11 protein-coding genes are annotated in these 15,982 nt (G+C 35.5%); 7 read left to right on the top strand and 4 right to left on the bottom strand.

Annotated features, from left to right (window positions below):
- The first annotated feature begins 89 nt into the window (after nt 1-89).
- Entirely contained in the window at nt 90-3,779 is a 3,690-nt protein-coding gene (locus tag IV57_RS10460) for a Cna B-type domain-containing protein (RefSeq protein WP_057881470.1), read from the top strand.
- 139 nt (nt 3,780-3,918) lie between these two features.
- Nucleotides 3,919-4,641, top strand: a complete 723-nt coding sequence (locus tag IV57_RS10455) for a VIT1/CCC1 transporter family protein (protein WP_057881469.1) — start codon at nt 3,919-3,921, stop codon at nt 4,639-4,641.
- A gap of 174 nt (nt 4,642-4,815) precedes the next feature.
- Here IV57_RS10455 and IV57_RS10450 read toward each other — a convergent pair whose 3' ends face one another.
- Nucleotides 4,816-5,700: a helix-turn-helix domain-containing protein gene (locus IV57_RS10450; protein WP_057881468.1), complete on the bottom strand. Its 885-nt coding sequence runs from the start codon at nt 5,698-5,700 to the stop codon at nt 4,816-4,818.
- Between the two features lie 325 nt (nt 5,701-6,025).
- On the opposite strand from IV57_RS10450, the gene IV57_RS10445 reads away from it, so the two are divergent.
- Nucleotides 6,026-7,462, top strand: a complete 1,437-nt coding sequence (locus IV57_RS10445) for an amino acid permease (protein WP_057881467.1) — start codon at nt 6,026-6,028, stop codon at nt 7,460-7,462.
- 364 nt (nt 7,463-7,826) lie between these two features.
- Here IV57_RS10445 and IV57_RS10440 read toward each other — a convergent pair whose 3' ends face one another.
- Nucleotides 7,827-8,474, bottom strand: coding sequence for a nitroreductase family protein (locus IV57_RS10440; protein ID WP_057881466.1), 648 nt, complete (start codon nt 8,472-8,474; stop codon nt 7,827-7,829).
- A gap of 126 nt (nt 8,475-8,600) precedes the next feature.
- Entirely contained in the window at nt 8,601-10,016 is a 1,416-nt protein-coding gene (locus tag IV57_RS10435; protein WP_057881465.1) for an NAD-dependent succinate-semialdehyde dehydrogenase, read from the bottom strand.
- A gap of 178 nt (nt 10,017-10,194) precedes the next feature.
- Here IV57_RS10435 and IV57_RS10430 point away from each other — a divergent pair, with 178 nt between their 5' ends.
- A complete protein-coding gene (locus tag IV57_RS10430; protein WP_057881464.1) occupies nt 10,195-11,133 on the top strand; it encodes an AEC family transporter in 939 nt (312 codons plus the stop codon).
- A 344-nt stretch (nt 11,134-11,477) separates the two neighbouring features.
- On the opposite strand, the gene IV57_RS10425 is transcribed toward IV57_RS10430, so the two are convergent.
- Complete coding sequence (locus tag IV57_RS10425) at nt 11,478-12,647, bottom strand: MalY/PatB family protein (protein WP_057881463.1); 1,170 nt, start codon at nt 12,645-12,647, stop codon at nt 11,478-11,480.
- Nucleotides 12,648-12,794: 147 nt separating this feature from the next.
- Here IV57_RS10425 and IV57_RS10420 point away from each other — a divergent pair, with 147 nt between their 5' ends.
- The 3 genes from IV57_RS10420 to IV57_RS10410 all read left to right on the top strand — a co-directional run bounded on the left by IV57_RS10420 (nt 12,795) and on the right by IV57_RS10410 (nt 15,774).
- On the top strand, nt 12,795-14,186 hold the full coding sequence (locus IV57_RS10420; RefSeq protein ID WP_057881462.1) for an amino acid permease: 1,392 nt from the start codon (nt 12,795-12,797) through the stop codon (nt 14,184-14,186).
- A 92-nt stretch (nt 14,187-14,278) separates the two neighbouring features.
- Nucleotides 14,279-15,007: an IclR family transcriptional regulator gene (locus IV57_RS10415; protein ID WP_057881461.1), complete on the top strand. Its 729-nt coding sequence runs from the start codon at nt 14,279-14,281 to the stop codon at nt 15,005-15,007.
- An 11-nt stretch (nt 15,008-15,018) separates the two neighbouring features.
- Nucleotides 15,019-15,774, top strand: a complete 756-nt coding sequence (locus tag IV57_RS10410; protein WP_236704357.1) for an SDR family NAD(P)-dependent oxidoreductase — start codon at nt 15,019-15,021, stop codon at nt 15,772-15,774.
- Nucleotides 15,775-15,982: the final 208 nt, after the last annotated feature.

The raw sequence follows: 15,982 nt of genomic DNA, 5'->3' as shown, positions 1-15,982 counted from the left end.
TAATTTTTTTAATATTAGGTGTATCATGTGATACATAAGGCTTTTGGCCGTTATTTAAAGTAAATTTTTAATTGAGGGAGATTTTAAATATGTTTAAAAAGGGAAATAACATATTTAGTCTACTAGTCATACTTTTATCTATTTTTATGTCTAGCTCTGTAAATATTGTTAATGCAGCTGATAGCAACACTAATTCAGCCACTACTAAAGACTGGGGAAACTCGCTGATTACGAAAGTTCAATTACAAGACTCAACTGGCACAGTAAAAGATAAATTTGGTCAGTATGATGACATGATTGCATACTGGGAGTTCTCCTCTAAAAAAGATGGTCAAAATGAAGTACTTCACTCTGGTGATACCATGATTGTCAACGTTCCTTCAGAGCTTTCTCTGAAAAATGGTGCTAAAGATAAACCCATTTATGAAACAGGTACCGGAAATAAAATAGGTGACGGTACACTGGATAAAGATACACGTAAAATTACTATCGTATTCAACGATTATGCAGCAAATAAATCTAAAACAAGTCCTGTAGTAGGTTCATTTCAAGTATCAGTTAATTGGGATACCAACTTTATTTCTAAAGAGCAAAATGTCGATCTTAGCTGGATAACCCAAGGATCATCTTCCACTGATACAGGAAGTACAGGTTCGGTAGTTGTCACACCATCTATTCCCAATCCAGATGAAATTCTTTACAAATATGGGGGATTAGACAACGACATTATCAAATGGACCGTTCGAGTTAACTACAAGGGTGATTCCATTCCAAATGCAACTTATCTAGACACTATTGGTAAAAATCAAACCTTATTAACTGATGCGGATCATCCAATAACCATTAATTCGGCTACAAGTAATCACACCACGGGTCAAGTAATTGAGGATTCTGTTAATAAATTGGCTGATAAAATCGCCATAAAAACTGATACTGGATTTAAAGTTGAACTTGGTGATATTAACCAAACTGTTCTGATTAACTATTGTACCCATATCGATAATGCTGATAATTTATCAACTTCTTACAGCAATACAGGTGATTTACTATCCAATAAAAGGGAAATATCTAACGTTCCAGTTAACATTGCTACCAATCAATTTAACAGTGTGGCCGGCACAGGTGATGAAATTACATCATTAATGGGACACAAAATTTGGAATGTCCCAGTTGGTACTAATCATCCTGACGAAGTTACAATCAATTTACTTCAAAATGGCAATCCTTACAGTACTCAAATAGCCAGTGTTGATAATGATTGGAGTTATGTATTTAACAATCTCCCAAAATTTGATAATGAAGGCAATCCATATAAGTATACTGTCTCAGAAAATAGTGTATATGGATTTACTTCGCAGCCAAGTACAGCCTATGGTAATTACGATATTACTAATATTTTGACACCTGATAAAACCAAATATACAATCACTAAAGTCTGGAATGACGGAAAAGAACAAAATAATCATGCCCCCATTACAATTGGTATTTTCGATGGAAATAATTTACGGCCAACCGGCTATCCTGATGATATACATTTGTCTAAAGATAACAATTGGACTTATACCTTTACAGGATTGGCCAAGGATACTATTTGGTATACATCTGAAATAAACGCTTCTAAAAAATATATTGCAACAGATAGCTACAATTATGGGAATTCTTACGATAAAACCATAACTAATACGTTAGCAACTAATTTAAACGTAACAAAAAAATGGGATGACAATAACTACGCCTCTCGTCCCACTGAAATTCAGGTACAGCTTTATGCCAATGATAATAATCAAGGTGCGAAAGCACTTGGTACTCCGGAAACATTAAATAATGACAATAATTGGTCGTATACGTTTGGTGCAGACGATCCAAATAATACAGCTAATGCCACTAATCAACTTCCCAAATATGACAGTGACAATAAGGAAATAACTTATACTGCCAAAGAGGTTTCCGTTCCAGATGGCTATAATAATCCAACAATTTCATACAATAATGACAAAACTGAAGAAACAATTACTAATACTCGGGACTCAACCACCCCGACTGATGATACCCGCAATTTCACAGTCACAAAAAAATGGGCCGACAATAACAATGATACTGGCAAGCGTCCTACTTCAATAAAAATTCAACTATTTGCTAATGGTGAACCTAGTGGCGATCCAATCACTATAACCGGTGATAAAGCTAGCGATGATAACTGGACACACACTTGGAATGATTTAGCTAAACAAGCTGATGGCAAGGATATTACTTATTCCGTCCAAGAAATCGACCCTGATAATAATTATGCGGTTAATATTGATAAAGCTGATACCAACGATACCATCATTACAAATACTCTTAAATCTACTACTCCACCAACTGACAATAATACTGATTTTACCGTTACAAAAAAGTGGAACGATGAAAATGATAAGGATAAAATTCGTCCTACTTCAGTTAATGTACAGTTATTAGATAGTGATAATAATGTGATTCAAAAAGCTACCTTGGACGAAACTAATAATTGGACAACAACTTGGAAAGATTTAGATAGTAAACTAACTTACCATGTTCAAGAAGATTCCGTTTCAGGTTATACGCCATCTCAATCTGGCAACGGTAACAACATCACCATTACTAATACTCATACGCCTACGACAACTACCCCTCCTACTGATGATAAGACTAGCTTAAATGTCACAAAGGTTTGGAGTGACAGTAATAATAAGGATCAAATTCGTCCTGGCCAAGTTAAAGTTCAACTTTTAGCTGATGGCAAAGTTCAAGGTGATCCCATTATTTTAAACGCTGGAAACAATTGGTCACATGAATTTACTAACCTTGATAAGAATGTTAATTATTCTGTTCAAGAGGAACCTGTTCCTGGCTATGCAACTAACATCGATAAAATTGATGGTAACAATATCACCATTACTAATACTCATACACCTAAGACAACTACTCCTCCTGCTGACGATAAGACTTATCTAAATGTTTCTAAAGTTTGGAGTGACAGTAATAATAAGGATCAAATTCGTCCTGGCCAAGTTAAAGTTCAACTTTTAGCTGATGACAAAGCTCAGGGTGATCCTATTATTTTAAATTCCGACAACAATTGGTCACATGAATTTACCAACCTTGATAAGAACGTTAATTATTCTGTTCAAGAAGAACCCGTTCCTGGCTATGCAACTAACATTGATAAAATAGATTCTAATAATATTACTATTACCAATACTCACACGCCTAAAACAACTACACCGCCTACTGACAAAACTCAATTAACCGTCAATAAAGTTTGGAACGATAACAACAATCAAGATCAACTTCGTCCTAACAATGTTACAGTTCACTTATATGCCAATGGTTCTGTCATAGGCGATCCAATTACTTTAAACAATGATAATAACTGGACTTATACCTGGAACAATCTTGATAAAGATACCCAATATACTGTTCAGGAAGACACTGTTTCTAGTTATACAGCCAGTGAAAATACTACTGACAATAATGTAACTATTACCAATACTCATATAACTACACCTGGTAATCCTGGTGGTTCATATGTTCCTGGAGTTCCCGGTGGCAACAATGGTGGATCTGGTGGTAACGGTGGCGGCAATCCCGGTACTTCAACTGGATTCAATCCTGGTAATCCAAGTTCTTATCAACCAGGGACCTCGTATGACAGACTTCCACAAACTGGTACTAAGGATGCTAATCTTGCTTATATGCTCGTTGGTTTCATGCTTTTAGGATTAGTTCCTACATATATAATTAGAAAAAGAAGAATTTAATTTTTAGCATCCTCATTTTTGGGGATGCTTTTTATGTTCAATTATAAAAATAATGTTCCACAATCAAATACACATTTATAAACAAAATTTCCAATGCTATACTTTTTGGTAAACGCTCAAAGTAGGGACAACAATTATTATGAAATCTTTTTCAGCATCAAAAGACAATTCACTTTCTCAGAGGTTAATTCAAAAGTTTCATCTCTCTGAACAATTAAATATCATTCGAGCTGGTGTTTTAGGGGCTAATGACGGAATTGTTTCTGTCGCTGGAATCGTTATTGGCGTAGCTGGAGCGCAACAAAGTCAGACTACCCTATTTATTGCTGGATTGTCAGGGATGTTTGCTGGAGCACTATCAATGGGTGGTGGTGAGTATGTTTCTGTTAGCACTCAGCGAGATACTCAAAAGACCATGACTCGATTACAACGTCAAACCATTAATGATGATTATGATGGAGAAATGGCACGTTTAGCAGATCACTATGAGGCTTCTGGACTCACTCCCGCTTTATCACAAGAAGTTGCTAAACAATTAATGGCAAATGATGCCTTGAATGTCACCTTAAAGTCGAATAGTAATATTGAATTACAACATTTTTTTGATCCCTGGCATGCCGCAATTTCTTCCTTCTTTTCATTCATTATTGGATCATTGCTACCTTTACTATCAATAACCTTCATCCCTTACCCTTATAAGGTTCCCGGAACAATCGGCGCAGTCATTTTGGCTTTAACATGTACTGGTTATATTAGTTCCACCTTGGGAAATTCCAATCGTATCAAAGGAGTCATGCGAAATTTGCTCGTCGGTATTGGAACGATGACTATCACTTATCTAATTGGTGGATCTTTAGGCTAAAGAACTCGGACCATAGCATCAATTTTCCAACTTAATTAATTAAAATCAAAAAAACATATCGTATTATTGTGTCTAAATAAACTCACAATAATACGATATGTTTTTTTGTTATAATTCATTTCAATTCTTATTGAAGAAAAAATTTGGAAACACTTAGTCTCACTTTTATATCTATTAATTTTGATTCTCTTCATATTGTTTACGCAAAGTATTAATTCTCAATTCAACGTTTTCATTTTGATTAATTTTCGCAAATGCTAGTGATTCGGTGAATAAATTATCAACCACTTCTTTTGGCTCATGTTTTCCAATAGCAATTTTAGCTGCCAAAAATTTTAACCGTGGCAAATAATAAGTTATATGCTGCTCTGAACATAACTTAATACCCCGATTAACCAACTCAACACTAATATCATAATTATTCATTTTGATATAAAATTCTGCCGTAAAAAATACAATTGTCAAAATTTTCAAATAGGCATTGATACTTCCTTTATCAAAAGTTTCATCCTTATGAATATTAATATAGTCCAAAACTTTTGAAAAATAAAAATCTGCTTTTTCATTTTGTTCATTTTTTGAATAGGTAATTCCTAAACCAACAAATGCCAAATAAGAAAATATACTTTGATGCTTCTCATCCAAATCATCTAAAATTTGAGAGAAGAAATAGAATACACTCTCAATCTTTCCATTGGTTAAAGCAGCGAATAATCCTTTTTGATAATAAAATTGCATCTTCAACGTATTATTATTGATATCGTCTGCATTTATACTAGCAAGATTTTCGGACACATTGAAATATTGTTCCATCATCAATTCACTCTCAATTTTATTAAGAATTGTTCGCATATGTGTCGTTGATTCAATCGAATTTTTATACAGATCATCAACTGACAAGCCAAGTCTTTCGCATAACTTATTTAAAATAACCAGTGATGGAATCCGTCCGTTACTTTCAAACTTGCTTAACGTTGATTGTGTACAAATTCCCTTACACAGCTTTACTTGGGATATCTTCAGCGCTTTTCTACGCTCAATAAAAATATTAATATCCATATATTCTTTCCTCGTTAAAATTCCAAATCTAACCAGTAGATTATTGCCTATAATCCCGCATCAGCATTGAGATTTAGAAAGTGTCTTTATTAATCTTCCCAATTATCTAATTTATAGGCTGATTTGTAAACATATATAACTACATTTATATTGAATCAAGATATATTAATTTTTATCATGTATATTAACTATTCTTACATTATAGGTACTTTTTCATTACAATCTGAAAAAACGTATGACATTTTCACAATATTGCGTTATCATATAATCCATGTTATAAATACACGTGTTCATAATATGTGAACAAACAAGGGGCGAGATTAATATGGCTAAAGATAATTTAAGCCGCAGTTTATCATCACGACAAATGCAAATGATTGCTTTAGGTGGAACCATTGGGGTGGGCCTATTTATGGGATCAGCATCAACTATTAAATGGACTGGTCCTTCCGTTTTAGTAGCCTATGCGTTAGCTGGATTAATTCTTTATATGGTTATGCGTGCTTTAGGGGAAATGCTGTATGTGGATCCTTCAACGGGATCATTTGCCAAATATGCGACCGAATATCTCCATCCGGTAGTCGGTTATCTGACTGCTTGGAGCAATGTTTTCCAATACTTAGTTGTCGGAATCAGTGAAGTTATTGCCGTTGGAACTTATTTAGAATTTTGGTTCCCTACAATGCCCAAGTGGATTGCTGGAGTCGTCGTTGTGGTAACGTTATGCGTGGCCAACTTAACTTCCGTAAAAGCTTACGGTGAACTAGAATTCTGGTTCGCTTTGATCAAAGTTTTGACAATTATCATGATGATCATTTTAGGTTTCTTCGTAATCGTCTTTGGGGTCGGCAATCATGGTCATCCCGTTGGTATCAGCAATCTTTGGACCCATGGTGGCTTCTTCACTGGTGGTCTAAAGGGCTTTGTCTTCGCCCTATCTATTGTTGTTGCTTCCTACCAAGGTATTGAAGTCATTGGTATCACTGCTGGTGAAGCCGAGAATCCTCAAGAAAATATTGTTAAAGCCATTCGTTCCATCGTTGGTAGAATTTTAATCTTCTATATTGGAGCTATTTTCGTAATCGTCGCTATCTACCCTTGGGACAAATTAGGTACAATTGGCTCGCCTTTCGTAGAGACTTTCTCTAAAGTTGGAATCACTTTTGCGGCCGAAATTATTAATTTTGTCATGTTGACAGCTGCGATGTCAGGTTGTAATTCTGGTATCTTCAGCTCTAGCCGAATGCTTTATACACTTGGTTTGGAAAAACATCTACCAAAATCATTCGTTAAATTGTCAAAACACAATGTGCCTTATATCCCTGTTTTAGCAATTTCAATCGGTATCTTGATCGGTTTGATTTTAAACTATTCATTGCCACTCTTCTTACACACATCAAGTAACATTTTCGTAATCGTTTATAGTTCGAGCGTATTACCAGGAATGGTGCCATGGTTCGTTATTCTCTTAAGTGAATTAAGATTTAGAAAAATCAATCAAGCAAAAATGAAGGATCATCCATTCAAGATGCCCTTCTATCCAATGAGTAATTACTTAGCCATTATTTCATTACTGGTTATCCTAGTATTCATGTTTATGAACCCTGAAACAACCGTGTCTTTAATGGTTGGAGTGGTATTCTTAGTCGTTATGACTTTGCTTTACTTCATTAAGGAACGTAATCATGTTAAAGTTCCCGCTTCTGAAAAAATTGTTACATCGGATGATGAAGATGAAACTGATCCCGAAGAATTAGATTAATTAAAAATATAAGGGATAAAGAATTCATTTAGTTATTCTTACCCATGATCGTTTAAGACCAAGTATGCTTAACTTCCCGCCCTCAACATTTGGCTGGAACGCAGTAGGCCGACTTGCTGCTGAACCAATCGGCTTTGTTGTTCCAGACTAGAGAACTTTTTGCTCGTTATTAATTCTAAAAAAGCCACACTATATTATTGCGAATCCCTTAATTGAGGATTCATAAACAATAATCTAGTGTGGTTTCTTTTTTTGAAAAAGTAATTTATCTAATAGTTTTCAATTACACAATATAGAAAATAAAAAACTAGCTCGGAGTAAAAAAGGCTTCATGGAAATTAGTCAATTCCTTTTTAATTGAGCATTAAATAAAATCAGTTAATTCTTTAACGTTATAACGGACTGACTTAGTAAAATCACCCGCTGGTTTACCAATGGCAATCGCAGTCACAGGAATATAGCGTTCATCATCTAAATCAAAGGTTGAGGCAACTTTATCAAAAGCATATCCTGACATTGGATTAGCTTCATATCCGTGAGAACGAGCGGTTAGTAACAATTGTAAGGCCACCATACTGCCATCGATTGTTGCATCTTTTTCTAAGAAACTTCTATCGGCATGTTCATACAGTGGTAAGAATGTCTTGAAAACTTGATCACGTTTCTCAGGAGTAATCTGACCATTCTCACAAGCCTTATTCCAAACATCACGATACTTATAATGTGATTGAGTGTCACCAAGGACAAAGATTATCGCTGAGCATGAGTCAGTTTGTGGATAGTTGAAAGGCATCATAACTGAATGAGCTTTTTCCTTACCAGCTGCATCATCACAAACCACAAAATGCCATGATTGTAAGTTACAAGCTGAGGGTGCGGTCGTAGCTTCTTCTAGCATCTCTGATATTTCCTCACGCGAAATCTTAACATCAGGTTTGAATTCGCGATATGAGTGACGGTTCAACATAACATCTTTAAAATCATTATTAATGATATTCTTTGTTTCGTCCATGTGAGTATCTCCTCTTTTATAACTGTTTATATAATTTATTATACATCTTACATAATAAATAATTCACAATCTTTTTAAATATAAAAAAACACGAAATCTTTAACGATCTCGTGTTCTGAATTATATTTATCTAAAGATTGCCAACCCACCGGCTGGATTATTCCAGTCAGGTTCTTGGGCAGTCACAATTAATTTTTCATTAGTAAAAGCTTTAAGTCCCAAAGCGCTCATTTCACGACCATAACCTGAACCTTTAACACCACCGAATGGTAACTCTGGCAATGATACTAGGAAGGAATTAACAAAGACCATCCCAGTTTCAATCTTTTCGGCAACTGCTTTACCATGTTGTGGATCGGCTGAAACGACAATTCCACCAAGTCCCAATTCAGAATCATTAGCCAAATCAATGGCAGCTTGGTCAGAACTTACTTTGAAGACTTGAGCTACTGGTCCAAACATTTCGTCATAAAATTCTGGATTGTCATGGTCAATATCAGTCAAAATAGTTGGTTGTAAAAATTGACCAGGTAAATCAATTGGTTGATCACCGTAATAAACTTTAGCGCCACCGGCAACCGCCTTATCAATTTGACCTTGTAACTTATCTTTGGCACGTTTTGAATTCATTGGTGCAAGGGTTGTCTTAGGATCCATCGGATCACCAGGAATCAACTTTTCAAACTGAACTTTTAATTTCTTGAGAAATTCATCATACAAATTATCGGCAACAATAAATCTCTTGTCAGATGTACATACTTGACCAGCATTATAAATTCTGACACGCCAAGCTAAGTCAACTGCCTTATCAACATCGGCATCAGATAGAACAACGAAAGCATCTGAGCCACCTAATTCCATCGAATTCTTCTTTAAATTCTTACCTGCATTCTCAGCAACTGATTGACCACCCCGTTTTGAACCAGTCAAAGCAACTCCTTGAACTCGAGGATCTGCAATAATATCACTAACTTGATCATAACTAGCAAACAAGTTAGTCAAACTGCCTTCAGGTGCACCTGCATCTTTCACAATTTTAGCAAAAGCAGCGGCAGAACCGGGTGTATTAGAAGCATGTTTTAAAATCATGGGATTTCCAACCATAAAATTAGGAGCAAAGACACGCATGATTTGATAGTAAGGGAAATTCCAAGGTTCAACCATCATTAAAATACCAGTTGCCTGGTGATAGATTTCGGCATCACCAGTATTGCGACTGGAGATTGGAGTTGGTTTCAAAAGTTCAGCACCATTGTCGGCATAATAGTCAGCGATAATAGCACATAACTCCACTTCCCCCTTTGATTCTGATAGTAATTTACCCATATCAATCGTAGCAATCTTGGCTAATTCATCTTCATTTTCTCTCAATAAATCAGCAATAGTATGTAAAATAATTGCACGATCGGCGATTGGTTCATCTCGCCATTTTTTATATAATGTATTACCAGTGCTTAAAGCACTTTCAATTTCCTCTGATGTGGTACCAGGATATTCTTTTACAAGTTCATTATTATAAGGATTAACTGTTTTATAAGCCATAATTGTTCCTCCAAAATTGATCTACAAAGATTATTGTAGGATATTATTTTTATAATTCAAGAATTTACACCTGACCGTTTATTTATTTGGTACGAACCACTTCTGAATTCATTTTTTTCAAAATCTTTCAAAAAAGAGTAACATAAAGGTTATATATTTCACGAAGGGTGTTTTTTATATGGGTGTTTTTTTCTCTAGTATTCAAGGGATTCTGATCATCATTGGTTTAATTGCCGTTGGTTATGGCTTAAGTTATTTGGGCTGGTTTTCAGAAAATTCAACACAATTGATTGCTAAAATGGTTACACAAGTAGCTTTGCCAACTTATATGATTTCTACTATAACTAAAGATTTTACGGCTGAAAAATTAATCAAATTGTTGCCTGATTTAGCAATTCCTGTACTCTCAATGACTATTTTGATTTTCGTTTCTATCCTATTAATTAAAATCTTAAAAATCGATCCTAAACATAAAGGATTGTTCTCCTCGATGTTCTTTAATTCCAATACCGTTTTTGTCGGTCTCCCCGTCAATATGGCCTTATTCGGTGAAAAAAGTTTGCCTTATGTTTTAGTCTATTACATGGCTAATACGACTTTCTTCTGGACTTTAGGTACTTATCTAATTCAAATGGATGGTGAGATTAAAGGCCATTTCAAACTCAAAACAACTCTAAAAAAGGTTTTTTCTCCACCACTAATGGGTTTCATCATCGGATTGATTCTGGTTATGTTACACATTCATTTACCAAACTTTTTAATGTCCGATTTTGAATACCTAGGTAATTTAACTATTCCATTATCAATGATTTTTATCGGTATCTCAATTTACAATGCCGGTCTCAAAAATATCTCTTTCCAAAAAGACAACTTGGCGATTCTCTTTGGCCGATTTATCTGTGCACCTTTGTTGATGGCCGGATTATTCTTATTCATTCCAGCTACTCCATTAATGAGACAAGTCTTCATCGTACAGGCTGCTATGCCCGTTATGACTAATGCTCCTGTTGTTGCTAAGCTTTACCACGCTGACGCCAATTATGCGGCTATCATGGTTACCGAAACTACCTTGCTTAGTTTGATTGTTGTGCCAATCATTATGATGTTAATCAAGTAAATAGATTACTTCAAAAAAATCACACTAGATTATTGTTTATGAATCCTCGACTTTTAAGGGATTCGCAATAATATGGTGTGATTTTTTGTTTAAAATTAATAACAATCAAAGAGTTCTCTAGTCTGGAACAACAAAGCCGATTGGCTCAGCAGTAAAATCATTCTTAGCAATTTATTGCTTAGAATGAGGTCGAGCTTGGAGACGATGTGAACTTCATCGTTCAATGCGGCCTACTGCGTTCCAGCCAAATCGGCTTTGTTGTGGAAGACGGGAAGTTAAACATACTTCCACCCTAACTAATCATAAGTAAGATTTAAATACAGATCAGTAAGTTCCTTTAACATTTATTTTTGAGCTAGATATTTTTCAACACCTTTTTTCAAACGTTCCACGCCATCTTCAACGTTACATCTAGGAGTAGCCAAATTGAGCCGTAGGAAACTATTTCCATTTCCCTTATACTTAGTGCCTTCAGCTAGATATAATCCTGTTTCAGCACGTAAAAATTGATTAAATTCATCTGACTTAACGGTTATTTGTGAACAGTCGAGCCAAGCTAAATATGTTGCTTGTGCTTTAATAACCCTGATTTCAGGAATATTTTCTTTAACATAATCTTCTAGATATTCACGATTACCAGCAATATAATCTCGTAATTCATGTAACCATTCATGGCCTTCAGTGTAAGCTGCAATTGAAGCATCAATTGCCAAAACTCCAGGTTCATTGGAACCATCAATTGCCACTGCTCGAGTTGCTTTATCACGTAAATTTTGATTAGGAATGATCATTGTGGCTGCATGTAAAACTGCTAAATTAAAAGTCTTACTTGGTGAAACTAAAGAAATACTATTATTAGCAATTGCTGTATCTAATGAGGCAAAGGGGACATAATCATATCCTGGCATTGTTAGATCACCATGAATTTCGTCAGATATAATTAATACTTGATATTTCAAAGCTAATTTACCAATTTTAGTTAAAGTCCCTCGATCCCAAATGTGACCGGTTGGATTATGCGGATTACAGACAATCATAGTGGTTGTTTGTGGATCAGCTAATTTATTTTCTAAGTCTTTCCAATTGATAGTATATTTTCCATGAGCGTATTCAAGTTCACTATTCAAAACATGGTGTCCGTTGTTAGTAATAGCTTGATAGAAAGAATTGTAATTGGGTTCTTGTAACAAAACATTGTCACCAACATCCGTCAGATGACGCAGAATTGAACCTACTGAAGGCATAACTCCAGTACTAAAAACCAACCAATCCAATTTGGGTTCAAAATTATGTTCTTTCTTATACCAATCTGCTACAGCTCGATAATATTCATTGGGAACTGATTGATATCCAAAAATACCACGATCAACATCTTTATGCATAGCGTCAATGACTTCTGGAACAGTTTGGATATCCATATCAGCTACCCACATAGGTAACTCATTATCCTTTACGTCCCATTTAACAGCATTAGTATTTCGACGGTCATTTATTTTATTAAAATCATACTTCATTCAGTTCACCCCTTAAATTTTCTTCAACACCAGAATACTATCATTAATCAGGTCCCGACGGAAAGGCATATCCTTTTTAATTAGATTTGCTGCAATTAAATTAAAATGTCATAATTAATCTACATATAGTTAGGAAGTGCATTAGATATGCCATCACTTTTCAGAAAAAAAGATATTGTTAATGATTTGCTAAATGAAAAAACCAGTTTGAATCGAACTTTAACAGCCAAAGATTTAGTAATTATGGGTGTGGGCGTAATTGTTGGCTCTGGTATTTTTATTACACCTGGAATTATTGCCGCTAATTATGCTGGACCAGGAGTAGTTTTAACCTATCTTTTAGCTGCTCTTGTCTGTATTGGTGCAGCTTTTTGTTACTCTGAATTTTCATCAACCATTCCTCTAGCCGGTAGCGCCTATACTTATTCTTATTCAGTTTATGGAGAAATTGTCGCTTGGATCGTGGGCTGGTCTTTAATTTCAGAATATCTTTTTGCCGCCTCTTCAACTGCTGTTAGTTGGTCCGCCTATTTCCGTAACTTAATTGCTGGTTTTGGAATCCAGTTGCCTAAGGTCTTACAATCAGCCGCGGGAACTGCTGGTAATCCTGAAGGGCGCTTCGATATTATTGCCTTTATCATCGTCTTAGTTGCTACAACTCTACTATTACAGGGTTTAAATGAATCTATGAAAGTTAATACCATCATGGTTTACGTCAAAATATTCGTCATTTTGCTTTTCGTGGCAGTTACTGTCTTTTATGTTAAACCTAAAAATTACAATCCTTTCTTACCCTTTGGTGTTGGTGGAATTGGTCGTGGGGCGGCTGTCGCTTTTTATGCCTTCTTAGGTTTTGATACCGTTTCATCAGCTAGTGAGGAAGTTAAAAATCCTAAACGAAATATGCCGATTGGGATTATTGTTTCATTATTAATTGTTGCCATTTTGTATAGTTTAGTTTCATTAGTGTTAGTTGGTGCCGTCAATTATAAACGTCTCAATGTAGCCGATCCCGTTTCACATGCTTTAAATATTCTCAACTTAAATTGGATTTCAGGAATCGTTTCACTTGGCGCTATCATGGGAATGACGACTGTTTTGCTAGTTGTCATCTACGGCGGAACCCGTTTAATATTCTCTTTGAGTCGTGATGGTCTTCTACCTACCCGTTTTAAAACCTTAAGTAAACAAGGTGTACCCATTAGTAGTACTTTCTTAGTTGGTTTGATTGCTGCCACTGTTGCTGCTGTTATTCCGATTGAAAAAATCACTGAATTAGTTAATATCGGTACCTTACTAGCCTTCGCAGTTACTTCCATCGGGGTCATCTTTTTACGTCACAGTAAAAATACTCGAGATTTGAAACCAGCCTTTCGAGTACCTTTCTATCCAGTATTCCCATTGATCTCTTTCTTTGCCTGTATTTATCTAATGACTCAATTACAACCGTTCACTTGGAAAATGTATGCCATTTGGACTGGTTTAGGCTTAATAATCTACTTTGGTTACAGTTTCCGTCACAGTAATGAACATAAATAAAAAGCATCAAAAATTTCAGTATATGAAACTTTTGATGCTTTTTTGTTATTCTAATAATAAACATTTATCTTAATATTTATGGGAGACAACTTATGACCAGTTCATCATCAACTTTACGCAATGGTTTGAAAATATTGGATTTATTAAAACAAACCAATGGTTTACGTTTATCAGAGATATCGATTGCCCTTAAGCTAAACAAAACCACAGTTTATCGATTATTAACTACATTGGTGGAATTAAACTATCTCAAAAAGAACAATAATCATTATTTTTTATCCCATCGAGAAATCCCAAGTGACCGTTATAACGGTTTAGGACTTGTTTCCATTCCCATTGCCAAAAATCTGACCGATCAGTTCACCACGACCGCTTTTATCGGAGTCTTGAAAAATGAAACTGTCGTAATTACTCAAGTTTTTCCAGTTGAACAAGATTTTGAAGAATTCGATGTCTTAGGAAATACTACGCCAGTTAATTTAAGTGCTCTAGGAAAAGCCATTGTGGCCTCTTTAAATCCAGCTGAACAACAAAAGATCATTAGTCAGTTGTCCTTCGCTACTGGAACTAAATATACCCTAAATGATCAACTGACTTTCCAACAGAATCTCAACGTCATTACTGAAAAAGGTTTTGCTTTGGATGATGAAGAAAGCACACTGGGGATTCGTTGCCTTGCCGTTCCCATATTTCGTGATAAAAAGGTTATTGCTTCCTTAGGACTATCAGGAACCTTTGATCGTTTGCCACGTAATCAACTACATAAAATTGCTAATCAATTAATCAAATGTAGTCAACAAATCACAAATAATTTTTTTTAAAGGAGTTAATCATGAAAACAGTTGTAATTACTGGTGCTGCCTCAGGAATGGGACTTTGCGCTACTAAGAAATTTCTCCGTCATAATTGGCAAGTCGTCATGGCTGATTTTGATGAAATAAATGGCCAAAAGAAAGCCGATAATCTAGCCACAGAATTTCCTAAAACTAAAGTTATCTTTAAACAAACTGATGTTTCAGATGAACAATCTGTTCAAGAACTAGCTAAATTCAGTCAGGATCAATTCGGACAAATTGATTCGATCATCAATAATGCCGGTATTTTTATCGGCGGTGCTGTTCACGAAATCAAGGCCTCAGATTGGGATCGAATCATGAATGTTGATGTAAAATCAATTTTTCTGATGACTAAAAATTTTGTGCCCGCTATGATCAAACAAAAAAGTGGTGTAATTATCAATACTGCCTCCGTTTCTGGATTAATGGGTGATTACAACATGGCTGCTTATAGCGCTGCTAAAGGGGCCGTCGTTAATCTAGTCAAATCAATGGCCCTTGATTATGGAAAATATGGTATCCGAGTTAACAACGTTGCTCCCGGTCCTACCAATACCCCAATGTTTCAGAAGAATCCCCAATCGGTAATCGACAAGTTTGTCGCTGCCAGTCCAATGAATAAAATTGTTGAACCAGAAGATATCGCTGATATGATGTACTTCTTAGCTACCGATGAGGCTAAGTCAATCACTGGTCAAAATATTCCAGTTACAGCTGGTTTCGGAATTTATAGTAGCCAGCCTCAACAATAAAAACTAAATTAAATTGATTCTTACTTAGGTTCGGTTAGAACCGTAAATCAACGGAGTTGGTATTATGATGCCGCTCTCCACAAGGAAGAAAAAACGGCTGGAACATAGCGGGCACAACTTGGAGCCTCTTGTACCAAGAGTCTTCAAGATTGGCCTTTTACTAATCCGGCAAGACCAGCCGAATAAGTAAAACTTCGCTATTGAGCCA

The sequence above is a fragment of the Companilactobacillus kimchiensis genome, from assembly GCF_001438805.1.
Taxonomy (GTDB): Bacteria; Bacillota; Bacilli; order Lactobacillales; family Lactobacillaceae; genus Companilactobacillus; species Companilactobacillus kimchiensis.
Note: the sequence above shows the minus strand (reverse complement) of the source record. Positions and strands in the feature narration are given on the sequence as shown.